This is a genomic window from Hymenobacter lapidiphilus (assembly GCF_013377885.1).
In the GTDB taxonomy this organism is placed as follows: Bacteria; Bacteroidota; Bacteroidia; order Cytophagales; family Hymenobacteraceae; genus Hymenobacter; species Hymenobacter lapidiphilus.
In genome coordinates, this window is the sequence record NZ_JABKAU010000021.1 from 23,291 (window position 1) to 48,794 (window position 25,504).

20 protein-coding genes are annotated in these 25,504 nt (G+C 61.7%); 8 read left to right on the forward strand and 12 right to left on the reverse strand.

The window, feature by feature from the left end; translation table 11 throughout:
* The first annotated feature begins 293 nt into the window (after positions 1-293).
* From HW554_RS12155 to HW554_RS12165, 3 genes are all read left to right on the forward strand, one after another.
* A complete protein-coding gene (locus HW554_RS12155) occupies positions 294-1,541 on the forward strand; it encodes a replication-associated recombination protein A (RefSeq protein ID WP_176908906.1) in 1,248 nt (415 codons plus the stop codon).
* A gap of 256 nt (positions 1,542-1,797) precedes the next feature.
* A complete protein-coding gene (sppA, locus tag HW554_RS12160; RefSeq protein ID WP_176908865.1) occupies positions 1,798-3,555 on the forward strand; it encodes a signal peptide peptidase SppA in 1,758 nt (585 codons plus the stop codon).
* A gap of 156 nt (positions 3,556-3,711) precedes the next feature.
* Positions 3,712-4,530, forward strand: coding sequence for a purine-nucleoside phosphorylase (locus HW554_RS12165; protein WP_176908866.1), 819 nt, complete (start codon positions 3,712-3,714; stop codon positions 4,528-4,530).
* Positions 4,531-4,652: 122 nt separating this feature from the next.
* Here the strand turns inward: HW554_RS12165 and HW554_RS12170 are convergent, their stop codons facing one another.
* The 4 genes from HW554_RS12170 to HW554_RS12185 form a co-directional block, all read right to left on the reverse strand.
* A complete protein-coding gene (locus HW554_RS12170) occupies positions 4,653-5,072 on the reverse strand; it encodes a lipocalin-like domain-containing protein (RefSeq protein ID WP_176908867.1) in 420 nt (139 codons plus the stop codon).
* Positions 5,073-5,258: 186 nt separating this feature from the next.
* Positions 5,259-5,819: a hypothetical protein gene (locus HW554_RS12175; RefSeq protein ID WP_176908868.1), complete on the reverse strand. Its 561-nt coding sequence runs from the start codon at positions 5,817-5,819 to the stop codon at positions 5,259-5,261.
* A gap of 94 nt (positions 5,820-5,913) precedes the next feature.
* Positions 5,914-8,331 (reverse strand): TonB-dependent receptor, encoded by a 2,418-nt coding sequence (locus HW554_RS12180; protein ID WP_176908869.1) that lies wholly within the window; start codon positions 8,329-8,331, stop codon positions 5,914-5,916.
* Positions 8,332-8,499: 168 nt separating this feature from the next.
* Entirely contained in the window at positions 8,500-8,841 is a 342-nt protein-coding gene (locus HW554_RS12185; RefSeq protein WP_176908870.1) for a hypothetical protein, read from the reverse strand.
* A gap of 170 nt (positions 8,842-9,011) precedes the next feature.
* On the opposite strand from HW554_RS12185, the gene HW554_RS12190 reads away from it, so the two are divergent.
* The gene (locus HW554_RS12190) at positions 9,012-9,446 is read left to right on the forward strand and encodes a Fur family transcriptional regulator (RefSeq protein ID WP_176908871.1); all 435 of its coding nucleotides are present in this window, start codon (positions 9,012-9,014) and stop codon (positions 9,444-9,446) included.
* 186 nt (positions 9,447-9,632) lie between these two features.
* Here the strand turns inward: HW554_RS12190 and HW554_RS12195 are convergent, their stop codons facing one another.
* The 4 genes from HW554_RS12195 to HW554_RS12210 all read right to left on the reverse strand — a co-directional run bounded on the left by HW554_RS12195 (position 9,633) and on the right by HW554_RS12210 (position 14,040).
* Positions 9,633-10,502 carry a DUF4249 domain-containing protein gene (locus HW554_RS12195; protein WP_176908872.1) on the reverse strand — a complete coding sequence of 290 codons (870 nt, stop codon included), beginning with the start codon at positions 10,500-10,502 and terminating at the stop codon, positions 9,633-9,635.
* A 6-nt stretch (positions 10,503-10,508) separates the two neighbouring features.
* Positions 10,509-12,857: a TonB-dependent receptor gene (locus tag HW554_RS12200; RefSeq protein ID WP_176908873.1), complete on the reverse strand. Its 2,349-nt coding sequence runs from the start codon at positions 12,855-12,857 to the stop codon at positions 10,509-10,511.
* Positions 12,858-13,130: 273 nt separating this feature from the next.
* Positions 13,131-13,439: a thioredoxin gene (trxA, locus tag HW554_RS12205; protein ID WP_176908874.1), complete on the reverse strand. Its 309-nt coding sequence runs from the start codon at positions 13,437-13,439 to the stop codon at positions 13,131-13,133.
* Between the two features lie 160 nt (positions 13,440-13,599).
* Complete coding sequence (locus HW554_RS12210) at positions 13,600-14,040, reverse strand: hypothetical protein (protein ID WP_176908875.1); 441 nt, start codon at positions 14,038-14,040, stop codon at positions 13,600-13,602.
* A gap of 374 nt (positions 14,041-14,414) precedes the next feature.
* Between HW554_RS12210 and HW554_RS12215 the strand changes: the two genes are divergently transcribed.
* Positions 14,415-14,726, forward strand: coding sequence for an HNH endonuclease (locus HW554_RS12215; RefSeq protein ID WP_176908876.1), 312 nt, complete (start codon positions 14,415-14,417; stop codon positions 14,724-14,726).
* A gap of 122 nt (positions 14,727-14,848) precedes the next feature.
* Entirely contained in the window at positions 14,849-15,967 is a 1,119-nt protein-coding gene (locus tag HW554_RS12220; RefSeq protein WP_246285208.1) for a DUF6687 family protein, read from the forward strand.
* A 162-nt stretch (positions 15,968-16,129) separates the two neighbouring features.
* Here HW554_RS12220 and HW554_RS12225 read toward each other — a convergent pair whose 3' ends face one another.
* Complete coding sequence (locus tag HW554_RS12225; RefSeq protein WP_176908877.1) at positions 16,130-19,561, reverse strand: AAA family ATPase; 3,432 nt, start codon at positions 19,559-19,561, stop codon at positions 16,130-16,132.
* A gap of 171 nt (positions 19,562-19,732) precedes the next feature.
* Between HW554_RS12225 and HW554_RS12230 the strand changes: the two genes are divergently transcribed.
* Positions 19,733-20,269 carry a nuclear transport factor 2 family protein gene (locus HW554_RS12230; RefSeq protein ID WP_176908878.1) on the forward strand — a complete coding sequence of 179 codons (537 nt, stop codon included), beginning with the start codon at positions 19,733-19,735 and terminating at the stop codon, positions 20,267-20,269.
* Positions 20,270-20,428: 159 nt separating this feature from the next.
* Entirely contained in the window at positions 20,429-20,635 is a 207-nt protein-coding gene (locus HW554_RS12235) for a hypothetical protein (protein ID WP_176908879.1), read from the forward strand.
* Between the two features lie 149 nt (positions 20,636-20,784).
* Here the strand turns inward: HW554_RS12235 and nhaA are convergent, their stop codons facing one another.
* The 3 genes from nhaA to HW554_RS12250 all read right to left on the reverse strand — a co-directional run bounded on the left by nhaA (position 20,785) and on the right by HW554_RS12250 (position 25,330).
* Entirely contained in the window at positions 20,785-22,116 is a 1,332-nt protein-coding gene (gene nhaA / locus HW554_RS12240; RefSeq protein WP_176908880.1) for a Na+/H+ antiporter NhaA, read from the reverse strand.
* 146 nt (positions 22,117-22,262) lie between these two features.
* On the reverse strand, positions 22,263-23,492 hold the full coding sequence (gene sbcD / locus HW554_RS12245; protein ID WP_176908881.1) for an exonuclease subunit SbcD: 1,230 nt from the start codon (positions 23,490-23,492) through the stop codon (positions 22,263-22,265).
* A 473-nt stretch (positions 23,493-23,965) separates the two neighbouring features.
* The gene (locus HW554_RS12250) at positions 23,966-25,330 is read right to left on the reverse strand and encodes a rhodanese-like domain-containing protein (RefSeq protein WP_176908882.1); all 1,365 of its coding nucleotides are present in this window, start codon (positions 25,328-25,330) and stop codon (positions 23,966-23,968) included.
* Between the last annotated feature and the right edge of the window lie 174 nt (positions 25,331-25,504).

Here is a 25,504-nt window from a genome sequence, read left to right on the forward strand (position 1 = left end):
CGCAAGCTACAAGCTGCAGGCCCGATGAACGCTTTTGCATAGGATAATGGACGGTTGTAGAGACGCAATAGTTTGCGTCTCGTCGTTGCTGATGTTGTTTGCTTAGCTTCCTGACCCGAGCCGTGCAACGACGAGACGCAAACTATGGCGTCTCTACAGCCTCCCGCCCGAAGCTTGTAGCTTGCAGCTTAAATCTCAAAAAAATGTCCACCGGCTCTCTTTTCGATTCCGACCCCGCGCCTAAATCAAGCCAACCGGCCCAACCGGCTGCCAACGCCCCGCTGGCCGAGCGCATGCGGCCCCGCACGCTGGCCGAGTACGCTGGCCAGCAGCACCTCATCGGCCCGGAAGGCGTGTTGCGGCGCTACCTGAACGCCGGACGGCTGCCTTCGCTGATTTTGTGGGGGCCGCCGGGCGTGGGCAAAACCACGCTGGCCAACCTGCTGGCCGCCGAGCTGGGCAAGCCCTTCGCTTCGCTGAGCGCCGTGAATGCGGGCGTGAAAGACGTGCGCGAGGTAATTGAGCGGGCCCGCCGGCAGCCAGGTACCATTCTGTTCATTGATGAAATTCACCGTTTCAGCAAAAGCCAGCAGGATGCGCTGCTTGGGGCCGTGGAGCAGGGCATCGTTACGCTCATCGGGGCCACCACCGAAAACCCCTCGTTTGAAGTGATTCCGGCCGTGCTGAGCCGCTCGCAGGTGTACGTGCTGGAGCCGCTGGGCAAAGACGTACTTACTGGCCTCGTAAATAAAGCCCTGGCCGAAGACGAAGTGCTCAGGCTGAAAAAAGTGCGCGTGCAGGACTACGGCGCCCTACTCACCATCTCGGGTGGCGATGCCCGCAAGCTGCTCAACCTGCTCGATATTGTGGTGGAAGCCACCCGGCCCGACCCCAAAACCGGCGAAATCGTGCTCACCGATGAGAGCGTGCAGCAGCTGGCCCAGCAGCGCCTGGCCCGCTACGACAAGGGTGGCGAGATGCACTACGACGTCATTTCGGCCTTCATCAAAAGCATCCGTGGCTCCGACCCCAATGCGGCCCTTTACTATCTGGCCGTGATGCTCGAAGGCGGTGAGGACGTGAAGTTCATTGCCCGTCGGCTGCTCATTCTAGCCTCCGAAGACGTGGGCCTGGCCAATCCCAACGCCCTGATTCTGGCCCAGAGCTGCTTCCAGGCCGTTACGATTATCGGCATGCCCGAGTCGGATATTATTCTGGGCCAGACGGTGGTGTACCTCGCCACTTCGCCCAAGAGCAACGCCAGCTACAAGGCCATACGGGCGGCGCGGGCGCTGGTGCGCCAGCAGGGCGTGCTGCCCGTGCCGCTTCCGCTGCGCAACGCCCCCACCAAGCTCATGAAGGAACTCGATTACGGCAGCCAGTACCAGTACTCGCACGATTACCCCGGCCACTTCGCCTACCAGGAGTTCCTGCCCGAGCCCTTGAGCGGCACCACCTTCTACCAGCCCGCCGACAACCCCGCCGAAACCAAAGCCCGCGAGCGGCTGCGGGAGCTGTGGGGCCAGAAGTACGGCATGTAGGGGCGGGGCTTGCCCCCGCCCGCCATTGAACGGTTATCGGTAAACAGCAGGCCGGAACGATGTAGGGGCGGGGCTTGCCCCCGCCCGCCGTTAACGCCATTGAACAAAACTGTTGGAATGGTTCCAACAGCGGGCGGGGGCAAGCCCCGCCCCTACGTCGTTCCGGCCGCAAAACAGGCTGTTGGTTGAATAGCCGGCGGCGGGGCAGCAAAGCGCTTACATTTGTTATCAGACCTCACTTGCCTAGCTTATCTCCATGCGACAGTTCTTTAAATACGTGCTCGCCACCATCACCGGCGTTGTCATTCTGAGCATCGTCAGCTCGCTGCTGCTGCTGGCGCTGATTGCCGGGCTGGCCTCGTCGGACAAAACCATTACCGTGGCCAAAAACTCGGTGCTGGAGCTCAAGCTGGACAAGCCGATTGGCGAGCGGGGCTTCGATAATCCGTTGGCCAGTTTCTCGGGCGGGCAGACCAGCACGCTGGGGCTGCACGAACTGAAAACCGCCATCCGCCGCGCTACCAAGGACGACGACATTAAGGGCATTTTCCTGAATCTGGAGTTGGTGCAGGGCGGCATGGCCTCGCTGGAGGAAATCCGCCACGAACTGCTGGAGTTCAAGAAAGGCGGCAAATTCATCGTGAGCTACGCCGATGCGCAGTCGGAGAAGAGCTACTACTTGGCCTCGGTGGCCGATAAGCTCTACCTCAACCCCCAGGGCACGCTCGAATTCAACGGCCTGAGCTCGGAGCCAACCTACTTCAAAGGCTTGTTCGATAAGCTGGGCGTGGAGGTGCAGATTTTCCGGGTGGGTACCTACAAGAGCGCCGTCGAGCCTTACTTCCGCACCAGCATGTCCGACTCGGCGCGGCTGCAGACTTCGACCTTCCTCAACTCGCTCAACAACGCCATGCTGGCCGATGTGGCCGCCAGCCGCAGCATTGCTCCGGCCCGCCTGAAGGTGATTTCGGACTCGATGCTAGTGCACAACGCCGACGACGCCAAGCGCCTGAAGCTGGTAACCGACCTGGGCTACTACGACCAGGCCACCGACTACATGAAGGGCAAGCTGGGCCTGAAAAAAGATGCCAAGCTGAGCCTGCTGGCCCTGGGCGACTACGCCAAAAACAACGAGGACGACACCAACAGCAGTAGCAACCGCATTGCCGTGGTGTACGCCGAGGGCGACATTGTAACCGGCAAAGGCGGTAACAACAGCATCGGCAGCACCCGCTTTGCCGAAGCCATTCGCAAGGCCCGCCTCGATGACAACGTGAAGGCCGTGGTGCTGCGCATCAACTCGCCCGGCGGCTCATCGCTGGCTTCCGACATCATCTACCGCGAAGTGATGCTGACCAAGAAAGCCAAGCCCGTTATTGCCAGCATGTCGGATGTGGCGGCTTCGGGCGGCTACTTCATTGCCATGGGCTGCGACACCATTGTGGCTCACCCCACCACCATCACCGGCTCGATTGGCGTGTTTGGCGTGCTGCCCAACCTGGGCCCTTTCCTGAGCGACAAAATCGGCATCACGACTGACCGCGTAACCACCGGCGAATTCTCCGACTTTCCCACCGTAACGCGCGCCCTCACGCCCTACGAGCAGCAGCAGTTTCAGCAGGAAATCAACCGCATCTACGCCGACTTCACCACCAAAGCCGCGGCCGGCCGCAACATGCCCGTCGAGCGCCTGCGCCGGTTCGCTTCGGGCCGGGTATGGTCGGGTACCGATGCCAAGGCCCGTGGCCTGGTAGATGTGCTGGGCTCGATGGACGATGCGTTGCGCATTGCCGCCCGCCGGGCCAAGCTGAAGGAGGGCGAGTACCGCATTCAGCAGCTGCCCCGCCAGAAAACCTTCGCCGAGGAGCTGTTCAGCTCGTTCGGCGCCGAGGCCCGTCTGCGGGCCGTGAAGGAAGAAATGGGCCCGTTCTACCCCATGTACGTGCAGTACAAGCAGCTCTCGGAGATGCGTGGCGCCCAGGCCCGCCTGCCCTTCGAGCTGAACGTGCGGTAAGGTTGGTTTTTGGCGTGTAGATGAACGTCATTCAGAGCGAAGCGAAGAATCTCGCTTGCTGACATTGCAATAGTAACAAGGGGGTGCCCTTACTTTGCAGTGTCAGCAAGCGAGATTCTTCGCTTCGCTCTGAATGACGTTTTATCAAAAATCAGCATGCAGCAACTCCACGAAGCCACCGCTTACCTCCAGAAAACCCTGCAGGACTTCCGCCCCGAGGCGGGCATCATCCTCGGCACCGGGCTGGGCGCGCTGGCCAACGAAATTGAGGTGGCGCACCGCTTCAGCTACGCCGATATTCCGCACTTCCCGGTTTCGACGGTGGAAAGCCATGCCGGCGAGCTGCTGGCGGGCACGCTGGCGGGCAAAAAGGTACTCGTCATGCACGGGCGGTTCCACTTCTACGAAGGCTACAGCATGCAGCAGGTGGTGTTTCCGGTGCGCGTGATGAAGCTGCTGGGCATCCGCAACCTGTTCGTTAGCAACGCCAGCGGCGGCATCAACCCCGACTACGACTACGCCGACCTGATGCTGCTCGAAGACCACATCAACTTGCAGCCTACCAACCCGCTCGTAGGCCAAAACCTCGACGAGCTGGGCCCGCGCTTCCCCGATATGCTGGAGCCCTACGACCTGCGCCTGTTGAGCCTCGCCGAGGAGGCGGCCCGCGACCTGGGCCTGAGCCAGTATATGCGCCGCGGCGTGTACGCCAGCCTGCCCGGCCCCATGCTCGAAACGCCCGCCGAATACCGTTACCTGCGCACCATCGGGGCCGATGCCGTGGGCATGAGCACGGTGCCCGAGGTAATTGCCGCCGTCCAGATGGGCCTGCCGGTGCTGGCCGTGTCGGTCATCACCGATCTGTGCGCCCCCGGCAAGCTCAAAAAGGTCAACATCGCCGACATCCTGGCTACCGCTGCCACCGCCGAGCCCCGGCTCACGGCCCTGATTAAGGCTGTGCTGGGGAAGCTGTAAGGGCGGTTGTCGGCTCCGGGCATGGCTTACTTACCCTGAAAGCCCCTGATATCGGCACGGAAGTTAGGGGCTTTCAGGTTAAGTGGAGCGTGGCGGGGAGCGCCAGCGGGTGGAGTGTCACTCTATCGCACGGTTTTAAACATAAAAGACCCCGCTGGGCCGCCCCGGTCGCGGTAGAGGAACAAAGATTCTGCATTGATGGCTTCCACGTAGAAATCCTGCTGGTCGCCTGTGGGGTCGGTAAGGTGGAGCCGACGGTTATGGGAGCCGGTGAGTTTCCAGGTGCCGGCCGTTTCAGAGCTGTTGCTGAGCAGAATGCGGCGGTAGCTGCTGTCGGGGGCGAAGCGCAACGCAAACCGGTCTTTGATGGAGTCGGCCCTGGTTATCTGGCCGGCGGTTTTATACTCACTTAGATACCAAGTGCCGGCTTGGGTGAAGGCGGCCACCGTTATGACTGGCTGCGGTAAGTCTTCTTCGCACTGCGACGCCACCAAGGGCAGGGTCATCAGACCAAGTATGGCGGCTACGGTAGGGTTACGCATGGCTAAGGTGCAGTGGGTTATGTTGAGGAGCCGGGCAGCAGGGCAAAGGTGGCAATCTGACGGCAATCCGGCGCAAAAAAGAAAACACCCGCCAATGACGGGTGCCTTCCTGCGTATCTCCACAACCAAACCGGGAGAAAAAAGTAAGGTGGCCGGTTGCAGCCGGCCGCCTAATCACTGCGAAGCTTAGCGCACTGTGGTCGGAAACACCACTTCCACATCGGTGCTGCCGGGGGCGAAGGTGCCGTTTTTGGCACCGGGCTGATGACGGAGCGTGACTTTGAGCGTGCCCGAGGCGCTACCCGTCGTTATAAGGCGGGTTTGCAGGCCTACCTCTAGGTTATTCTGGTCCTTGTCGGTGCGCGTTACGGTCACCAAGTTGGCCGGGGCCGGCTCAAACACCAGTAGGTGCTCATCGGCTTCGGCCCGCACTTCGGCCGAGATGTCGGTGGCTGGGTTTTTGGTTTCGTCGAGCAACGTAACGACGCCGGTGTAAGTAGTGTTGGGTGCCAGGTTCAGGCTGCCGATAACAGGTGCGGAGCCCCCGTCGCCATCCAAGTCGCGGTAGCTCACGGTTACCGGTGCCCCGCCGCTCAAGGGGGTCAGCGTGTAGGTAACGGTGGTAATCTGCTCGTTATCCTCGTCGGGCGTGGGGTCGTCATTATCCGAGCAGGCGCTGAACAACGGCGCGGTGGCCAGCATCGAGAGCATCAATAGGCGGGCGGGGGTGTGCAACAGGTTTTTCATGGTAAAAAGGAATAAAGGGTGAAGTTTTGAAAAGGAGTTTTTGGAGAAAAAAACAAGGTCGAAAGCTTGTGCTACCGGGCTGTCGGCCAACAACTCAGAAAGCCAGCGGCACACGCACGCGTAGCGTCACGTTGCGGCCCATCTCGTCGGCGAAGTAGCGGTAGCGGTTGAGGTAGTCGCGGTAGCGGTGGTTGAGCAAGTTGGAGCCGGCCACGCTTACTTCGAGCGGCAGGCGGCCCCAGTGCAGCGTGGTACCGGCCTGCAGGCCCAGCAGCGCGTAGCCGGCGGGTGGGGCCTTGTAGTCGCGGGCGGCATAGTTGTCCGGTACGCGGGTCTGGCGGGCTACCGCGCTGCCGCCCAACTGCACGTAACGCTGGCTCAGGCTCCCGCCCGGCTGGTCGGCAAAATCATGGCGCACCGCTATTTCGGCCCGGTCGGCAGGCATCAAAATCTGCCATTCATCGGCGCGGGTGTCGCGGGCGCGCACCACCGAGCCCTTGGCCGTCAGCAGCCAGCGCGGGGCCAGTTGGTAGCTGCCCGTTATATCAGCGCCGCGCAGCGTGGCATCGGTTTGTTGGTACTGCCGGCTGATGAGCGCGCCCCGAATGGTAACTACGGGCGGTAAAATGGGCACCTGGTAGATGAAGTCGGTGATGCGCGTCTGGTAGAGTGTGATTTCGCCGTTCAGGCGCGGATTGTTGTGCCAGGTGGCCGTCAGGCCTACGTTCAGAGCCGTTTCGGGTACCAGCGCACCGTTGCCGGGCACCAGGTCGTAGCCCAACTCGTACTGGGCATTGTGCACGCCGTCGCTGAACCGCTCGTTGGCGGCCGGGGCGCGGCGCGTGAGGCCGGTAGCCAGGTTGAGGGTCAGGTGAGCGGTTGGGTCGAAGGTGGCTCCCAGCGAGGCGGCCGGGGTGGTGTACTGAAACCGGCTGCGGTCCACGAAAAACACGCCGTTGGCATCCCGGTCGCCGCGCCGTACCTGTAAGTCGCGCCGGTCGAGGCGGGCCCCGGCTTCCAGCAGCCACTTGTCTTTCTGCCAGCGTTCAATCCAGAAAGCTCCTCCACTTGTGCTGGTGTAAAAGGGGATGAACTGCCGGCTGCCGGGCGTGTAGCGGTTGGCCTGGTAGGTGCCGGCCAGGCCCACGCTACCCGTAAAATTGCGCCAGGGCCGGTGCTCCCAGAGCAACTCGGCGGTGCTGGTGCGGTTGGTGTAGCTGAGTTCGGGCAGGTTGCGGGCAGCCAGGTTGTTGTTGCGGGGGCGGTTACGGTCGTACTCGTCGCGGTAGTCAATCTGCTGGCCCAGGGTAGCCGACAGCCGGCCCGCCGAACCGGTGCGTATGAAGCCCGTGAGCCGGCCCAAATCGTGGCGCACCTGTTGGTAGGCCCGGTTTATGGCATAGCTGAAACCCCCGGTTTCCAGGGGTCGGGCCCGGGCAATGGCCCGCACCAAGTCGGAGGGGTTGCCCACCTCGGCGGCCGGCAGAATCCCGAGTTGGGTGTGAAACTGACTGTAAAATACGTCGAGCCCGTAGCTGTCTTTGCGCCAGCCGGCGGCGGCCGAAAAGCTGTATTCTGAGAACCCCGAGTTGCGCAGGTAGTAGCCGGGCGCCCGCATGGTACCGGCCCGCCTGGCCGTACCCTGCACCCGCCAGCTGAGGGCCGGCAGCTGGTGCAGGTTGCCTTCCAGCATTCCCGAAGCAGCACCCATGCCGTTGTTGGTTATACCCACCAAGTGTAGTTCGGCACCGGTGCCTGCCGAGTCGCGCAGGGGCTTGGGTTCCACCAGCACTACGCCCCCAATGGCGTCGGACCCATACCTGACGCTGGCCGCGCCCTTCACCACCGTCAGGCGGGAGGCACTGAACGGGTCGATTTCGGGGCCGTGGTCCTGGCCCCATTGCTGGCCTTCCTGCCGCACCCCATTGTTGAGGATGGTGAGGCGGTTGGAGTGCAGCCCATGAATCATCGGCTTGAAAATGCTCGGACCCGTCTGGATGGCCGTTACACCCGCAATATTCTGCAGTGCCTCGCCCAGCGTTTCCCCGCGGGTTTGTTGCAACTCCTGCCCACTGAGCGTGGCCGTAGGCTGGCTCACGGGGGCTGTTACCCGCTCGCCGCGGATATTGGCCCCGCGCAACATAACTGCATTGGGGTGCAGCCGGAAGTCGCGGACTACGGCCCGGTCCACGCGTAGTTCGGTCGTTTCGGGTTCGTAGCCCACAAACGTTACCCGTACATGGTAGAGGCCGGGGCAGAGGTGGAAATGAAAGTTGCCCGCGTTATCGGTCTGGGTAGCCTGCTGGGTTTCGAGCAGCACCACTGTTGCGCCCGGCAGGTCGGCCCGCGACTCATGGTCGGCCACGCGGCCGCTCAACGACAGCGCACAGGCTTCGGCAAGCGCCGGCACCTGGGCCTGGGCTGGCGGCCGTGTGCCCGCCATGCCCAGCACGAGCAGTAGGCTCAGCCACAGCCGGGGCAACTCCGGGCTGCCCGGAATTCGGATACGCATGAAATAGGGAAGGGAAGCCGGGGAATATAAAACCGGCCGTCGGGGGAAGCAGGGCTTCGGATAGAAGCAAGCGTGCTTACAGTTGGGAAACAGTTGTTTGCCTGTGCCCGCTGCTCATCGGAAAATTATCCGGAGCAGGTACCATAGCGCCACCAACAGGCCGCTGAACTATATCCGGTGGGGCGGGCCGCGCGAGTCGGCGGCCGGGGTGCGGGCATCCTGCCAGGCGGGCAGTACGGCCGCGGAAGCCGGCACTTGGTAAGCGGCAAATACAAGCGGCAACTCAACTGGCGCGCTTGCTTGGAATGGCACGTGACAGAAGTTGTCGACGATGCAGTGCTTGTGCTCGGCACTGAGCACAGTTTTGCCGTGTAGCTCCCCGGGAGCCAAGCTGGGCTCCTCGGTGGTGTGCTCGTGTGCGTGCAGGTTCAGTACCCACGCCTCCGGCAGCAGAACCCGCGTAAAGCAGATCAGCAGCAACAGGGCCAGTCGGGAACGAAGAGTTTGCACGTGCAACAGTGTAGCTTGTTGGGCCAAATATAATACCGAATATCGGACTTTGCCCACTGATCGGGTTTCGAGCCGGCCTATTGGGCCCAGCTGCAACTTTGTTACTTTTGTAGTTATTCGCCCGGCATGCTCGCTCCGGCCTGCAGCCAGGTATTTATCCTTCCATCCCCATGCCTACCGCCGCCGACCGACTTGTTCGAACCCTGAGCCAACACGGCTTGCGCCAGACACCCGTACGCCGAAGCGTATTGCAGGTGCTGGCTGATGCCGCCTTCGCACTGTCGGGTAGTGAGATAGAGCAGCAGTTGCCTGCCGGTACCGACCGCATCACACTCTACCGCACCCTCAAATCGTTCGAAGAAAGTGGGCTGATTCATCGGGTCATCGATTCCACCGACGTTGTTCGCTACGCCGCCTGCTCGATTGAGTGCAGCGCCAAGGCCCACTTCGATAACCATGTGCATTTCAAATGCACCATCTGCCAGCATATCTACTGTCTCAACCAGGTCGCCATTCCGGCCGTTACGCTGCCCGCCCAGTTCCAGGTCGTCAGCCGCGACTACTTGCTGGCGGGTGTATGCCGCGAGTGCCAGCCGGCTGTATAGCACTGCTGCATCAACCCCATAACCAACACCATTACCCACACAGGAGTACCACTGAACTCGTGCGGGGGCGCTTTATGAGGAAGGAAAGCGGAAGCGTGCTACTGCTGGACGAAGACGCTACACTCAGCCGCTACGCCGCTGTCACCGGCTCCCGACTCTACAGAGTCGGGAGCCGTTTTTACGTTATCAGCGCACAATTACGGTGCGTCGGTCGTAGCTGAGCACCGTGAATACGCCTAACCCACCTTCCACGGTACTGCGGATGCCGGCCGGTTGCGAGAAGGGGTTGCCATTAGCGTTTCGCGCATCTTCCACCGACTCCAGAAAGTTGTTGTAGGCTTGGTCTAGGTGGAAAAGGGTAACGACCACCGTATCGTTGGGGCGGAAGCGGTAGCTGGTGCCGAGCGTGAATTCTTCGCCATTGTTGAGGCGGTCCTGCACGACAAACTCGCTCTCGGGGTTGTCGTTGATGCTGTCCTTATGGATCATCAGCCGGTAGAAGTTGAGCGGGGTGGCCGGGTCGCGGAAACGGGTCAGAATCAGGGCCTCGCGGAATTCGGGCTCCCGGTCGTTGAACTGCCACTCCACCGTATCGATGGGGATGCGGCCGGGCATGGTGGCCGTACCCGTTACGCGCCGGCCCTTGTTGTCGGTTACTTCGAGCTGAAACCGCTGGCCCGGCTGGGGGCTTAGCGGACGGGTGCCGATGTGGGTGTAGGCTTTGCCCGTGCGCCGGTCGAGGCCCGGGGCGAAGCGCAGGTTTTCGCGGCTGCCGTCGGGCAGCGTCAGTGTAACGGCTACTTCGGTGGGAACGGTGGGGGTGGGGGCACTCAGGTAGGGCACCGACTCGGTGACGGTGAGACGCGGCACCTGCCCGTTTTCCAGGTAGGCCTCCACTACCAGCTGGGCCGGCAGCACCGGCAGCACTACGTCAATATCCTTCTGCAGCCCGCAGCCGGCCAGCCCGCCCGCCAGCCCGGCCAGCGTAAGGCCCGTGGCCAGCAGCCCGGCCCGCGCCGAGCACAACATGCGCGAAACCTTATCAGTATGCCTCATCCGTGCTCAGAATTTAAAGTTGTAGGTAACCGACGGAATCACTGGAAACAACGACACTTGCCGGGCCCGGAAGCCGGTAATTGCCTCGGTCTCGGGGTCTTCGAGCTGCTCGAAGAAGACGAAGAACGGGTTGCGACGGTTGTAGGCGTTGTAGATGCTGAAGGTCAGGTCGGCGGCCGGAATCCAGCGGGTGGGCTTCATTTGCCACACCACGCCAATATCGAGGCGGTTGACCGGAGCCAGCCGGGTGGTGTTGCGTTGCGGGTAAACCGGCACCGGCCCGGTATTCTCGCCAAACACATCTTGGAACAGGAAACGTGCCTGCGGCAGCGTGGTAGGCTGGCCCGAGCTGAATACGAACGAGCTGGTAAGCTTCAGGCGCTCCGACAAATTGTAGATACCCACCACCGACAGGTTGTGGCGACGGTCGTAAATCGGGAAAAACGAGTTGCCGTTGTTGATGCCCGCCGTGCCCCGCTGGGCCGGAAACTGCCGGTTGGTCCAAGCCAGCGTATAGCCAATCCAGCCCGTGAGGCGACCTTGCTTTTTCTCCAGGTACAGTTCGTTGCCGTAGGCCCAGCCCTTGCCAAACAGGAACTCGCCGTCGAGGTCGGGATTCACGAACAGCTGGGCTCCGTCCTTGAAGTCAATCTGGCGTTGGGCCCACTTGTAGTACACCTCGTTGGTGAGCAGGTAGCGGCCGTCGCCGAGCAGCCAGCTCACGCCGGCGGCCACCTGCTGGCTGCGCTGCGGCAGCACCGATTCGCGCGAGGGGTACCAGATATCGGTGGGCAGCGAGGCTCCAGAGTTGGTTACCAGATGCACGTACTGGTACATCAGGGCGTAACTGGCCTTCACCGAAACGTTGGATTTGAGGGCGTAGCGGGCCGCGGCCCGGGGCTCCAGACCCCCGTAGCGGTTGCCCGCACCTTCCGACTGGAAGCCCGAGGCCCGCAGGCCGTACTCGAACTGCCACTTATCGTTGGGTTTGTACACGTCGGAAGCGTACACGGCCCCTTCTTGGCCGCTGTAGCGGGTATCGGAGCCGAAATTGATGCGCCCGTCTTCGGAGCTGGCCTGCAGGCGACCGGTGCCAAAGCGGTGGTTGGTGAGCGTGGCCCCGAAGCGGAATTCGTGCTGGTCGTTGGGCCGGTAGTCGAGGTCGGAGCGCAGCGTGAAATCCTGGATGTCGGAGGCCAGGCTGAAGCTGAACTGGTCGAGGCGGTTGGTGATTTCGTATTTATAGCCGGTGTACGAAACGGTGGTGTTCAGAAACAGCCGCGAGTTGTACACGTGGTTCCAGCGCAGCGAGGCCACCCGGTTGCCCCAGTTGAAGTCGAAGTTGAAGCCGTTCTGGGAGTTGAAGCCAAACACGTCGTTGCCGTAATAGCCGGTCAGGAACAGCTCATCTTTGGGGCCGAGCTTGTAATTGGCCTTGGCGTTGAAATCGTAGAAGTAGTAGTCCGGAATCGGGTCAAACTCGGGGTCGTCGGCGTTGAGGCGGTTGATCTGGCGCGTGAACACGTCGAAATACGTGCGGCGGCCGGCCACCAGAAACGCGCCCTTGCCTTTCTTGATCGGCCCTTCCAACGCCAGGCGCGACGAGATGAGGCCGAGGCCGCCACTCACGCCGATTTTCTCGGCGTTGCCGGGGCGCATCTTCACATCGACCACCGACGAAAGACGGCCGCCGTACTGGGCCGGAAACCCGCCCTTGTACAAGTCCACCGACTGCACGGCATCCGAATTGAACACCGAAAACAGCCCGAACAGGTGACTGGGATTGTATACCAGCGCATCGTCGAGCAGCACCAGGTTCTGGTCGGCCGCGCCGCCGCGCACAAACAGACCGGTAGTACCTTCGCCGCCGTTCTGCACACCGGGCTTGAGCTGTAGGGTTTTGAGAATATCGACCTCGCCAAACAAAGCGGGCAGCAGCTTAGCCTCCTTGGCCGTGAGGCGCTCCATGCTCATCTGGGTGGTTTGCAGCTTCTGCTCCAGCGTGCCGCTGCCCTCTACTACCACTTCGCCCAACTCGTTGCCGGCCGCCGTCAGCTGGAAGCTCTGGCGCTGGTCGCGGGTCAGGTTTAAGTCGCGGCTCAGGCTTTGATAGCCGATAAACGATACTACCAGCTGGTAGCGGCCAGCGGGCAGCGTGAGCTGGTAGGCCCCTTTTTCGTCGGCAGTGGCACCGAGGCCCAGCGCGGGCACTGCTACAGTGGCACCGGGCAATATTTCGCCGTTACCGGCTGCTTTCACCAACCCACTGAGGGTGTAGAGGGCCTGGGCAAAAGATGCGGCGGGCAATAGTGTGAAAGCCAGCAGAAAAAGCCCGAAAGCGAAGCGTAAAATCATCGAAACCAACCGTGCATTAAGCGTGCAAAGGTACACCCGCGTTCTGCAAACCCGGCAGCATGCCGAATGTTGCCGGCCCTTTCCGGGCAGATATGGCACGTATATAATCCAAGTTGCGAAGTGGGTCTATACAGGACGATGTAGGAGCGGGGCTTGCCCCCGCCCGCCGTTCGCGCCGCATTAATTGTACTCTTTCATCGGGAATCGTTCAACGGCGGGCGGGGACAAGCCCCGCCCCTACAGCGTGCTGATTGACTTGCTGCGCATTCGGGCCTACTTGATGGCCCCTTGAATGGCTTGGCTTATCTGGGCCGCGGGCACTACGCCTGCCTGCCGCCAGACCGGCTGCCCCTGATGAAACAAAATCAGGGTAGGAATACTCTGGACCCGAAACTGCTGGGCCACTGCCTGGTTTTTGTCAACGTCGATTTTAATAACCTTGAGCTTACCCTGATGCTGGTTGGCTACCTGCTCCAGAATGGGGGCCATCGTTTTGCAGGGGCCGCACCAATCGGCATAGAAATCAACCAGGACAGGCATGCCGGGGCTGTTGAGGAGTTCGGAAAACGACTTTTTAGGCATAACGAGAGTAGTAGAAAGGTGGCAGGCTCCAAAACGAGCGGTGGGTATAGGTACGCAGCCGCCCGGCAAAAGTAGCGGAGCCAAACAGGCAGAATGCAAAAAGCCCGGTGCTGTAGCACCGGGCTTTAGGTAGGAGGAAAGACAAAAACTGGTCTGCCGCTTATTGCTTGGTTATCAGGTTCACGTCGTTGGCTACTTCGGAGAAGCTGAAACTGCCGCCCACCACTTTTTTGCCGTTTACCTGGCACTCCCAGGTGTAGGCACCGGGCGCGGCCGTGCCAGCTTCACCAGAAGAGGCCTTGAAGTAGTCGGCCTCAGTAGCCAGCGAAGGGAAGAGCACATCAACCCCGTTCTGGCCCCGCTCAATTTCCTTCACCAGAATGAACGCCTTGCCGGTGCGCTGGCTGGTTACCACGAACTTAGCTGAGTAGGCACCCAGCTGTCCGAACTTATCTACTACGCCCAGCTTGGCAAACGTTTCGGTGGATACGAGCCAGGTTTGGGCCCGCGCCTGCGAAGGGGAGAAAACCGCCAGCACCAACAGCAGCGCAGCAGCGGGCACCAGTCGGCGCAAAATAAAATCAAGAGTAGAAAGACGCATAGACGGCGGCAAAAAAGTGAAAAAGAGATTCAACGAGAAGGTGGTTCCTGCTTCCCGGCAGTGCTTAGGTAGCCGGGTAATATTTGGGAATATAGACAAGAAGTAACCAAATATAAATACTCTCCAGATCATTTTTACAAGATTATGGCATTTAAATTATCATGGTTGTATTATTATCTGAATGACGAGTAGTGAAAGCAAGGAACGAGTCCGGAGCTGTCGAAAGCCCGCTTGGTTTCTGGGTCTAAAGCACTGGCCAGTCAGCCTGTTTGCGGAGCTGACTGCACCGCCAAACACCGCCGAAAAGCCTGCGAAACCCGGCAACCGGTCGCGTGTTATTTCCCATCAGGCCATTCTACCTGTTAGGTCCGTTTATGTCCATTGATTTCACTACAACTGCCGAAGAGTCGGGTGGCCACCGGTGCGCGCTGTGCGAGCGGGATGTGCAGCGCACGTCGCGCCACCATCTGGTGCCCCGCGAGGAGGGAGGGCGCCACGGCCCCACCGCCGACCTCTGCCAGCCCTGCCACAGTACCATCCATCTGCTACTCGACAACAAAGCCCTGGCCCGCCACTACGCCAGCATCGAACAGCTGCGCACGGCCGAGGAACTGCAGAAATACCTGCACTGGATTCGCCGCAGCCGGGTAGAACGTATCAGTAACCGGCGTGCGGGGCGGCGATGAAACGCAAGGGGGAACGGCTTTTTTCATCGTCCACAACGAAGCCGAACAACTGCTACGCATCGTTAGTATTGTGCTAGAGATGCTTTTACTTCACCTGCGGCTTCGCTTACCCCAGATGGAGAATGACGCGCTTTCTCACTTCCTCCCTCTCGCTTCCCTTTTCATTGTCCAGATACTTCGTTCCCTTTCAGGCATTGCGCCACCAGCCAACCATTGTGGTAGACAGCACGGGCCTGGGTGCCGCGCTTACGCTGGCGCACTGGCGCGGGGCGGCCACGCCCGTTGCCCTGCGCGGTGATACCAGCGCCGGCTCGGCGCTGCGGGCCCTGCATGCCCCCGATACGCCCGGTTTGCAGGCTCGCGCCGTAACAGCTAATCACTTCGATATTGACGGATTTGTGGGCGTGTGGGCGCTGCTGAACCCCGAGTTGGCCTTGCGCCACGAACCCCTGCTGCGCCTCGTGGCCACGCTCGGCGACTTCCGCGAAATCGACTGGCAGCACCCACTCGCCGACCATGCGCTGCAACTGGTAAGCTGGTTGAATGCCGAAGAAAAAGCCCGCTTCTACGAGCCTTTTGGGGCTCCTGCCCGCCGCCGCCGCGAAGATGAAGCTTCGGCCGAAAAATTTGCCTGGTTTCTGCCTCGCCTCGCCGAACTGCTGGAAAACCCCGAAGCCGGCCGCGCTGCCTGGGAGCCCGCGTTTGCGCTCGTAAAGCAAGCCGTAGCCGTGTTGCAGGGCCCCGTCACCACCGTGCGCCGCTACCCCGCCATCGGCCTGACGGTGGTACAGACGCCCGAGCCATTGCCCTACTATGCCCTGTTCGGTCCTAGCATCGGCACTGATATGGTGCTGAGCCTCTACGACGGCCAACGCTACGAGCTGGAGTACAAATACACCACTTGGATTGACCTGGAAAGCCGCCCCACGCTACCCCGCCTGCCCCTCGGTGCCCTGGCCGACCGCCTGAACGACCTGGAAACCACCACCCGCCGCTGGACCCACGACGGCATCACCGACACCGGCCCGCTGCTGCGCCTGAGTGGCCGCGTCCTCAGCAAAGCGCAACGCTACGCCGACCCCGACCAGCGTCCGATTTTTGCTTCCTCCATCGTGCCCGCCGAGCTGGAACGGGAAGTGGTAGCGTTTTTCGGTGCCGCATATGCAGGCATTGAGCCGAAAAAATACTGGAGCTGGGCGGAAGTGAAGGCGGCGGGGGTAGAGGAGGAGATGGAGAACTGAGAAAAGGCACGTCATTCCGAGCGAAGCCGAAAGCGCAGTTGAAGAATCTCTACCGCAATGGTAATTCTGTTGGTTGCAACGAAGCAATAGAGATTCTTCGGCTTCGCTCAGAATGACGTGCCTTTTCTCAGTTCTCACTCTTCACCTCTCATTTCTTACCTCTCACTCTCCAAACCCCAGTACCTGCAATGAGCTGATGCCGCCGGTACCTTTGCGCACGTTGATCTGGGTGCTGACGCGCTCCTTTAATGCTTCGACGTGCGAGATAATGCCGATGGTTTTGCCGGTGCCCTGCAGCATTTCGAGGGCCGAAAGGGCCACATCGAGCGTGTCGGGGTCGAGTGTGCCGAAGCCCTCGTCGATGAAGAGCGTGTCGATTTGAGTGCGGCGGCCGGCCAGTTCCGACAGGCCCAGGGCCAGCGCTAGGCTCACCAGAAAGCTCTCACCGCCCGAAAGCGAGTTCATCGAGCGTACGGCCCCGGCCTGATACTCGTCCTGAATGAGCAGGTCGAGGTGCTGCTCGGCGTGGCGTAGGATGCGGTAACGGTCGGTGAAGCGGTGTAGGTGGCGGTTGGCCAGATCGACGAGGCGGGCCAGCGTGAGGCCCTGGGCAAATTCGCTGAACTTCTTGCCGTCGGCCGAGCCAATGAGTTCGGCCAGGTGCCGCCAGCGCAGGGCCTGCTGCTGCTGGTTTTCGAGGGCCGTGGCCAGCTCGGCGTGGCGCTGCTGGCCGGCGCGGTGGGCACTGAGACGCTCCTGGCGCTGCCCCAGCTGCTGGTTAAGCATGGCCAGCTGCTCGTTGGCACCCGCCAGCTGCTGAGCGGTATGCTCGGGGGCGTCGGTGGTGCGGGCGCGGGCCACCTGCTGCTCCAGCTCGGTGGTGGCATCCAGCAACACCCGCTCGGCCAGGGCTGCGTCTTGCTCATGCTGCTGCAACTGCGTTTGCAGGCTGGCGGCCTCCGGTTGGGGTAGCAGCAGGGGCGACAGCGCGGCGGGGTCGGGGGCAAGGCCGGCTGCGGCCAGGGCCGCCGCGAGGCTTGTGTGGCGCTGGTCGTGGGCCAGTTGCTGGGCCGCGGCGTCCTGCTCGCGCTGGCGGAGCTGGTCGGCGGCCACCGTAAGGGCCGTATCGTGCCGGCGGAACTGCTCATCGGCCTGCTCGCGGCGCTGGCTGGTCGACTTCACGGCCTGCTCTAGCGTCTGCCGCACTCCAGCCACGTCGGACTCGGGCAACAGGGCCAGCCGCTCGGCTCGCTGCTGCTCAATGGCACGGTTCTGATCCACTAAACCCTGCTTGTTCTCCTGCAGCCAGACCTGGGCTTTTTGCTTTTCAACCATCAGGTAGTCGATGCGCACCTGATCTGCTTTGACCTGCTCGCTGGCTTTATTGAATTCGGCCTGGCGGGCCTTGAACTCGGCCTCCAGGGCCCGGAGCTGCGTGATCATGGCGGCTCCGTTTTCCCCCGTAAAGGTCAGGCCAAAGTTGGTTAGCAGGCTTTCCAACTGGTTTTTCACGCTGGGCAGCTGCTCCTGCACGTCCCGGAGCTGCTGCTGGGTTTCGTGCAAATCCTGCTGGCTGCCTACCTGGGCATTCTGGGCGGCCAGCTGCCCGGCCAAGGCACTGGCCAATTGCATTTCGGCTTCGGCCCGCTGCTTGTTCAGGTCCTGAAGCTGTTGCACCAGCGCCCGGCTTTCGGCGGGTATGGCTTCCTCGCGGGCCGGCGTCACGAACTGCAACGGGGCGTCGGGGGCTACGCGGCTGGCGTCGCCGCCGGCATTTTCGAGTAGGTTGAGGAAGGTGTTGAGGCGGTTGATGCGGGTGTTGAGGGCGTGGGCCTCCTGGGTCAGGCTTTCCACTTTGGCCTGCTCCTGCGCCAGGCCGGCATCGGTAAGGCCGAGCACGCCGGCTGCGTACGGGTGCTCCAAAGCGCCGCACAGCGGGCAGGGCGCGTGGGGCTCCAGCTGCCGCCGGGCCTCCTCGTGGCTGAGAATAAGCTGCTGGGCCTGGGCGAGTTGGCGCTGGGTTTCGCGGTGGGTTTCTTTTTCGGCCAGCTCCCGGCGCAGGGTCTGTATGTGGTGGTGCAGCAGGCGCAGGCGCTCGTCGCGGGTGGTGGCAGCAACCTGAATTTGCTGCTCGGCGGCTTCGAGGTGCTGGCGGGCGAGGCGGGCGGCAGTGGTGGCCTGCTGCTCCTGCTGCCCGGCCGTGTGCAGGCGGCTGGCCAGCGTGGTTACGCGCAGGTTTAGCTGGCCATCCTCGGTGCGCAGCCGGTCCCAGTCCTGCACCAAGCCCGTAAAAGTGGCAAAAGCGTCCAGCATCTCAGCCCGGCGGCCATGTTCGCGAAGCCAGGCCGTGGTTGTTTCGAGCTGCTCGCGGGCCTGCTGGCTGCGGGCGCTGATGGCGGCTAACTCGGTGTTCAGGCGTTTGCAGGCTTCGTTGCGCTGTTCGTATTCCTGGCGGCGGCCGTCCAGCTCGCGGACTTGCTGGACGATAGTCAGGTCGAGCTTTTCGGCGGCCAGCAGCACCGGGGCCTGGGCCTCACGGGTGGCGGTGGCACTTTCGAGTGCCTCGTGGGCAGTGATGTGGGCAGTTTCGGCAGCGGCGCGGCGCTCCTGCAGTTGGGGCAGCTGCTGGCGCAGGCGTTCGGTTTCAGTTTGCAGGCGGGCCAGCTGCCCGGCATCCTGGCGCAGCAGCGCCAGCTCGGGGGCAAAGGGGAGCGCCTGCAGGTGTAGCGCCAGCCGCTGGCACTGCGGAGCCAGGGTTTCGGCCTGCGCGGCCAGCTGCCGACGGCGCTGTTCGACTCCAAGCTGCTTCTGCTGCAAATCGTGCAGGCGTTGGTGCCAGCGCTGGGTTTCGCGCAGCTGCTCCTGGCGGGCAGTGGCCTCGGTCAGCTGGCGGGTCAGGCTTTGGGCTTCTTCTTCCAGAAAAGCGGCTTCCTCGGGCGAGAGCAGCGCCACCCCGTTCAGGCCCTGACGCAGCTGTTCCACCTGCTGGGTTTCGTGCTTGGCCCGCTCGAAAGCCGCCCGCGAAATGTCGGAGTACTTCTTGGTATCGGTGATTTTTTCCAGCAGCTGGGCCCGCTCGCCAGCAGGGGCCTTCAGAAACCGCGTAAAGTCGCCCTGGGCCAGCAGCACCGAGCGCAGAAACTGCTTGTATTCGAGCCCGCTCAGCTCGGCCACCCGGCGCGGTACCTTGGCCTTGTAGGTTTCCAGGAACTCCCAGGTTTCGGTGCCGTCTTCGGCCTGCTTCCGCTCACTGAGTTCCATTCTGGGATCCTGCAGGTTGGCCCCGGCGCGCTTGCGGGCGCGGTACTGGCCCCACTTGCTGCGGTACTGCTGCCCGTTCACCTCAAACTCTACCTCGGCCCAGCTCTCGCCCGTACCGTGGCTCATTACGTGCTCGGGCCCCGTGGTTTCGTGGCGGGGTACCTGGCCGTAAAGGGCCAGCGTAATGGCGTCGAGGATGGTAGTTTTGCCTGCCCCGGTGGCTCCGGTAATGGCAAACAGGCCCGCATCAGCCAGCGGCGCGATGCTGAAATCCACGAAATGTTCGCCGCGCAAAGAGTTGAGGTTGAGGAAGCGGACGCGGAGGATTTTCATGCGGAATAAATGGGGCAGGAGCGGGGACTGCAAAGATAAGCTGTTCGGCCGGGCACGGCCCGCGCCATAGCCCAAGCGACCTGCAGAGTGGCTGATGCGCGGCCCTCATTTTCGCGGAACAGGAAAAGGCCTGAGCACGGGCGAATAGTGCCGAATCCCTTTCTTTGGTTCATGCAAAGCAACTCTCACCCACGAAGCAAAAGCAACTCCCCCGGCCGCATTTGTGCCTTGCTGGCACTGGTGGCCCTGGCCGGGAGCAGCGCCTGCACCACGGTAAAGCCCCTGGTCCCGGTGTCGCCAGCGTCCAAAGCGCCCGTTTCGCCAGAACTCTACCGTACCATTGCCCGGCTGGACAGCGCTATGTTCGTGGCCTTCAACCAACACGACGCGGATAAGCTACAAACCTACTTTGCCGACGACCTGGAGTTCTTCCACGACAAAGGCGGCGTGTCCGATTTCCGGCAGACAATGGATGCCTTCCGCCGCATGTTCGAGCAGAACAAAACCACCGGCCTGAACCGGCAGCTCGTGCCCGGCACCCTGGAAGTGTTTCCCATCAAGGATTACGGGGCCGTGGAAACCTACGAGCACCGTTTCTGCCACGTTGAAAACGGCAAAGACGACTGCGGAACCTTCAAGAATATGATGGTTTGGCGGCTGAAAGACGGCCGCTGGCAGGTAACGCGGGTGGTGAGCTACGACCACTGAGTTGTGTGAAATGCGCTACTCATTCCTGCTCTTGGTAGCTTGGAAGTGCAGCTCAATAATTGGGAATTACTGGCGTAGCTGCGCGAGGCCACCTTCATCGACAATGACGGTGGTGAAGCCTACCGGCTCGACTTCCAATCAGCCCTAACGGCTGCAGATATGACAGAAGCCAGCCTGCTCTTTCCGGCTGGTGAACTGGCGCCGGAACTGCAGGAAGTTCTGGCCGTCAGCAAAGGATGGGACGGTTACGGGCCGGAGGCAGTGTATTTTGACACTATCGGCCAATTCGGCTTTATGGAGTTGATGCCCTCAACCGACAGCGGCTGTGGAGCAGATGATGCCGCCATCCTGGAAACGGTAGACTAACTGCTTACTCCAGGTTGCGAAGTGGTTTGCCGAAATGGTGTAGGGGCGGGGCTTGTCCCCGCCCGCCGCTGAACGGTCCGGGGTGAATCGTTCAACGGCGGGCGGGGCCAAGCCCCGCCCCTACGTCGTGCTGCGGGCCCAGGGGGCAGCTACCGCCCACTGACAACCTCCACCTTCGGCAATGGCATGGTGCGCAGCAGCAGGAAGCCCAGGGTACCGGATATGAGCGAGGCGGTGAGGATGGCCAGCTTGGCTACCGGCTCACCGGCCGAGTGCTCGCCCAGGGCCAAAAGCGTGATAAACAACGACATAGTGAAGCCGATGCCGCCCAACAGGCCGGCACCCCAGATGTGCCGCCACGTAACGCCGGCCGGCAGCGAGGCCCAGCCCAAGCGGATACTCAGCCAGCTGAGAGCCCCGATGCCCAGCGGCTTGCCTACTGTGAGGCCCAGAATGATGCCCATCCCCAGCGGCGTAAGCAGGTCGCGGAACACCGATGCTTCGATTTCGAGGCTGGTGTTGGCGAAGGCGAAGAGGGGGATGATGACGAAGGCCACCACCGAGTGTAGGCGCTGCTCCAGCTTTTGGGCCGGCGAGCTGATAGAATCGGAAAGGTACTCCAGCTCTTCGCTGATGATGCGCGGGTTGGCTCCCAGGCCGTGTACCTCGTCCTGGAGCATGCTCAGGCGGCTATTGAGCATGAGCAGCAGCTCGGGCTTGGCCATGCCGATGCGCGACGGAATAGTGAAGGCCAGCATTACGCCAGCCAGCGTGGCGTGCACCCCCGACTCGTGCATGAAAAACCACAGCAGCGCCCCCAGTGGCATATACACCACCAGGCTGCGCACGCCCAGCAGGTTCAGGTTCATCAGCAGCGCCCACACGGCCAGGGCCAGGTACAGGGAGTTAAGGTGCAGGTTGGTGGTGTAGTAACCGGCAATTACCAGCACGGCCCCCAGGTCATCAACAATAGCCAGCGCGGTGAGGAATACCTTGAGGCCCAAGGGTACGCGCGGCCCCAGCAGCTGCAGCACGGCCAGCGCAAAGGCAATGTCGGTGGCCATCGGAATGCCCCAGGCGTTGGCAGAGGGCTCGCCCCGGTTGATGAAAAAGTACACCAGCGCCGGCACCACCATGCCGCCAAAGGCCGCCGCAATGGGCAGCGTGGCCTGCCGCCGGTCCGAAAGCTCGCCCTCCAATAACTCCCGCTTGATTTCCAGGCCCACGATGAGAAAGAAAATACTCATCAGCCCGTCGTTGATCCAGTGCAGCAAACTCAGGTTCAGGCCCAGGCCGTTAACGGTGAGGTTGAGGTGCTTGTCCCAGAGCTGGGGGAAAAAGTGCGCCGGACCCCAGTTGACATTGGCTAGTACCAGGGCCAGTACAGCGCTGGCCATCAGCATGATGCCGCCCGCTGCCTCGCGACGGAAAAACTCGGCAAAGGGCCGCACCAGCGGACGAACGATTTGGGATACAGCCATAGAAGCCAGCAGGGTAGGGGTGCACAGGCCGGAGGCTAAAAGCTGCCGCGGGCCCAGGGTAGCGAACTGTGGCACGGCAAACGTGCCCCGGCTCTCTCGGCCAAAGATACGAGACTCACCACAGCCGTTGGCCACGAAGCGGCCTTTTACAGGCTTTCCAGCAGCTCATCGAAAGTGCGTAGCAGTTCGGCGCGGACCTCTGCCGGCTCGGCTTCCAGACGTTGCTCGAATACCTCGCGGGCCGTAAAATCGTGGAGGCTGCGGGTGAGGCTGGCTTCGGCTTCCTCGTTGGCCCCCAGCGGCCGCAGGGCAATCAGGCGCAGGTGCCGCCGGGCCAGCACCACGAGCTGTTGCCGGTCGAGGGCGTCAACTACCTTCAGCAGCGTTTCGGCTACTTCCAGCTGGCTCAGCTCCGAATGCACCTGCACATCGGCCCAGGCCGGCAGCGCGTAGCCGGCGTTGTCGTAGGCCGTGAGGGCCGCAGTAACTTCCTGCAGCGTGCCATGCATGCGCACCAGCCGCCGTGCGCCCGGCACCGGCCGGCTGTTCAGGCTGGCTACTTTACCGGCCGCAAACTCCACCAGCAATACTTCTTTGGCGTGGTCGACTTCGGAAAACGACAAGGCAATAGGAGACCCCGAGTAGCGGATGTGCTCCTGCCCGCCCACCCGTTGGGGCCGGTGCAGGTGGCCCAGCGCCACGTAGTCGAAAACGGCCGGGAAATGGTCGGCGGTTACCTGGCCCAGATTGCCCACATGAATAGTGCGTTCCGAATCGGAGGGGGCAGCGCCGGCGGCGTAGAGGTGGCCGGTAGCCAGCACGGGCAGCCCCAGCGCCTTCAGCTGCCACACCTGCTCCACCTCGGCCACGCGGGCGTAATGGTCGGCCAGGCCCTGCCTGATGCGGGTTTCGCGCTCCTCGGCCGACTCGCCGGGCACCGAGAGGCGCACATCCCGGTCGCGCAGAAAGGGCACGGCGCACACCACCAGTCCCGGTTTGCCGGCGGCATCATCAAGCACCAGCACCTGATCCTCGAAGCACTCGGGTACGCAGCCCACCACATGCACCCGCAGGTGGCGCAGCAGCCGGGCCGGCGCGTTCAGGGTGGCGGGCGAGTCGTGGTTACCGCCCACCACCACCACGTCGCGGCAGCCCGTGTTGCGCAGCTTCAGCAGGAAATCGTAGTACAGCTCCAGGGCCTGGTTGGAGGGCGAGCCAGTATCGAACACGTCGCCGGCCACGATGAGCACCTCCACCTTTTCCTCCTGAATAGTGGCAATGAGCCAATCAAGAAAATGGCGGTGTTCCTCGGTCCGCTCGTGACCCTGAATAAACCGCTGGCCCAGATGCCAGTCGGCGGTATGCAATACGCGCATGGGTTTTTTAATGGACTTTTTGTAGAGGCGCGCAGAGAGTTTTGTGTGGACTAAGGTGTTTAGTCGTGTGCCTAAGCAGAACATTCGCGCTTCTCAGCGAGAAACTACTACTGTGTATCTACCAGATTCTTAATTAGTGAGTAGTAATAAACTTGGTTGCGAGTGATGCTAGTAGCCTCTTTACTCACTTTCTCACCCTTCATTCTTCTAAGATATAGTGGAAGAACTCTCTCGAATACCTTGAAACTAAGTTTTCTGTTCACTGATATTTCACTCGAAGGGCTGTTCTTCAATGCACCACTGATGTAAACGAAATCAGACGAGGCAGTAGCCGTAAACCATTTATATGGCTTATTAATGATGGGCTCTGTATGAAATTCTTTGCTATTATTCCCAAGTGCTGTGATTATTAATCTCCAAGCAGCGTGAGCATCTATATTATTCATGGCCGGCATCTGGCGCTATCTAACATGCTATACTTGAAATGAGGTAACGGATTCACCCAAATCAAACACCGCAACGCCTGGCAAGGCGGCCTGCACGATGCTGGCACCGGCCGCCGAGCGGTAGCCGCCGGCACAGTGTACCAGTACGGGCTTGTCGGTCGGAATTTCGGCGGTTCGCTCGCGCAGCTCGGGCAGCGGAATATTCAGGGCGTTGTCGAACAGCCGTTCTTTTGCCTCGGTGCGGTTGCGGATGTCGACGATGGTGTAGTTGTCGGGGTGCTGGCGCACGTGTTCCACGTCGGTGGTGGGGTTGGTGGCGGGCTGTTCGCGGGGGGCGAGCAAGGCGCCTTTAATATTGGTTTCGTAGCCGATTTTGGCCGCCTTGCGGATGATGGTATCGAGGGCAATTTGCGAGTCGGCCAGCAGATAGAACGGCTCATCGGGGCCCACAATCGAGCCCAGCCAGGTTTCAAACTTGCCCCCATCCATCAAATTGATGGCCCCGGGCAGGTGGCCGGCCCGGAATTCATCGGCCGGCCGGGTGTCTACTACCAGTACGTCGGGCAGCATCTCGGTTTCGTCGCGCAGGCGCGGCACCGTCCGGATGCTGTCTTCGAAGGGCTGGGCTCCCAGTTTATTCAGCAGCACATTGTGCCCGAAATACTTGGGCATAAACGGCTGGTCTTCGAGCAGGGTCTTCACAAAGTCCTCCTCGCTCATGGGTTGCAGGGCGTAGTTGGTTTTGGTTTCCTTGCCGATGGTGGAGTCGAGGTCGGGGCTGGTGGTTTTGCCACACAGCGAACCGGGGCCGTGGGCTGGGTATACCTTGGTAGAGGCGGGCAGCGTCATCAGCTTCTGGCGGGTGCTGTGGTAGAGCTGGGCCGCCAACGACTCGCGGCTATGCCCACCTACGGCGTCGGACTCGCGCAAATCGGGCCGGCCTACGTCGCCCACAAACAGCGTGTCGCCGGTGAAAACGGCCCGGGTCTGGGCCAGCTCGTCCATCAGCAGCACGCTAATAGAGTCGGGCGAGTGGCCGGGCGTGTTGAGCGCGTGCAGCTCGACGGTGCCCACTGCAATGCGCTGGCCGTCGTCGAACGTCTGGTGCGGGTAGCTGGCCTGGGCCAGCCGGCTGATGTAAATGGGGGCACCGGTTTCCTGCGCTATTTCGAGGTGCGAGCTAACGAAATCGGCGTGGGGGTGGGTTTCGATGATAGCCACAATGCGGGCCTCGTGCTCATCGGCGAAATCGTAGTAGGGCTGCGGGTCGCGGGCGGGGTCAATGAGGGCAATCTGGCCTTCGCTGCGGATGGCGTAGCTCGCGTGGGCCAGGCCTTTATCGTAAAACTGCTGAATTTGTACCGAGCCGGTACTACTGGGCAGAGGACTCATGGGGTGTTGGATGTGGTGAAAGGTGCCCGGGCCATTACCAGGCGATTGTAAAGGGGCATACTTCCAAATATACGTAACCCAACTGCTCCGCGCTTTAAAAGTTGGTTGCTCCGGCGCCGAAGCTTGCTACTATAGTGCCGGCTCCGGCCCGCAAAAAAGCCCCGAACCGGGTGG

Bases quoted from the DNA above. Each gene is read 5' to 3' on its own strand.
- HW554_RS12155 (WP_176908906.1), top strand. From the start codon at position 294: ATGCGGCCCCGCACGCTGGCCGAGTACGCTGGCCAGCAGCACCTCATC.
- sppA (WP_176908865.1), top strand. From the start codon at position 1,798: ATGCGACAGTTCTTTAAATACGTGCTCGCCACCATCACCGGCGTTGTC.
- HW554_RS12165 (WP_176908866.1), top strand. From the start codon at position 3,712: ATGCAGCAACTCCACGAAGCCACCGCTTACCTCCAGAAAACCCTGCAG.
- HW554_RS12170 (WP_176908867.1), bottom strand. From the start codon at position 5,072: ATGCGTAACCCTACCGTAGCCGCCATACTTGGTCTGATGACCCTGCCC.
- HW554_RS12175 (WP_176908868.1), bottom strand. From the start codon at position 5,819: ATGAAAAACCTGTTGCACACCCCCGCCCGCCTATTGATGCTCTCGATG.
- HW554_RS12180 (WP_176908869.1), bottom strand. From the start codon at position 8,331: ATGCGTATCCGAATTCCGGGCAGCCCGGAGTTGCCCCGGCTGTGGCTG.
- HW554_RS12190 (WP_176908871.1), top strand. From the start codon at position 9,012: ATGCCTACCGCCGCCGACCGACTTGTTCGAACCCTGAGCCAACACGGC.
- HW554_RS12195 (WP_176908872.1), bottom strand. From the start codon at position 10,502: ATGAGGCATACTGATAAGGTTTCGCGCATGTTGTGCTCGGCGCGGGCC.
- HW554_RS12200 (WP_176908873.1), bottom strand. From the start codon at position 12,857: ATGATTTTACGCTTCGCTTTCGGGCTTTTTCTGCTGGCTTTCACACTA.
- trxA (WP_176908874.1), bottom strand. From the start codon at position 13,439: ATGCCTAAAAAGTCGTTTTCCGAACTCCTCAACAGCCCCGGCATGCCT.
- HW554_RS12210 (WP_176908875.1), bottom strand. From the start codon at position 14,040: ATGCGTCTTTCTACTCTTGATTTTATTTTGCGCCGACTGGTGCCCGCT.
- HW554_RS12215 (WP_176908876.1), top strand. From the start codon at position 14,415: ATGTCCATTGATTTCACTACAACTGCCGAAGAGTCGGGTGGCCACCGG.
- HW554_RS12220 (WP_246285208.1), top strand. From the start codon at position 14,849: ATGACGCGCTTTCTCACTTCCTCCCTCTCGCTTCCCTTTTCATTGTCC.
- HW554_RS12225 (WP_176908877.1), bottom strand. From the start codon at position 19,561: ATGAAAATCCTCCGCGTCCGCTTCCTCAACCTCAACTCTTTGCGCGGC.
- HW554_RS12230 (WP_176908878.1), top strand. From the start codon at position 19,733: ATGCAAAGCAACTCTCACCCACGAAGCAAAAGCAACTCCCCCGGCCGC.
- HW554_RS12235 (WP_176908879.1), top strand. From the start codon at position 20,429: ATGACAGAAGCCAGCCTGCTCTTTCCGGCTGGTGAACTGGCGCCGGAA.
- nhaA (WP_176908880.1), bottom strand. From the start codon at position 22,116: ATGGCTGTATCCCAAATCGTTCGTCCGCTGGTGCGGCCCTTTGCCGAG.
- sbcD (WP_176908881.1), bottom strand. From the start codon at position 23,492: ATGCGCGTATTGCATACCGCCGACTGGCATCTGGGCCAGCGGTTTATT.
- HW554_RS12250 (WP_176908882.1), bottom strand. From the start codon at position 25,330: ATGAGTCCTCTGCCCAGTAGTACCGGCTCGGTACAAATTCAGCAGTTT.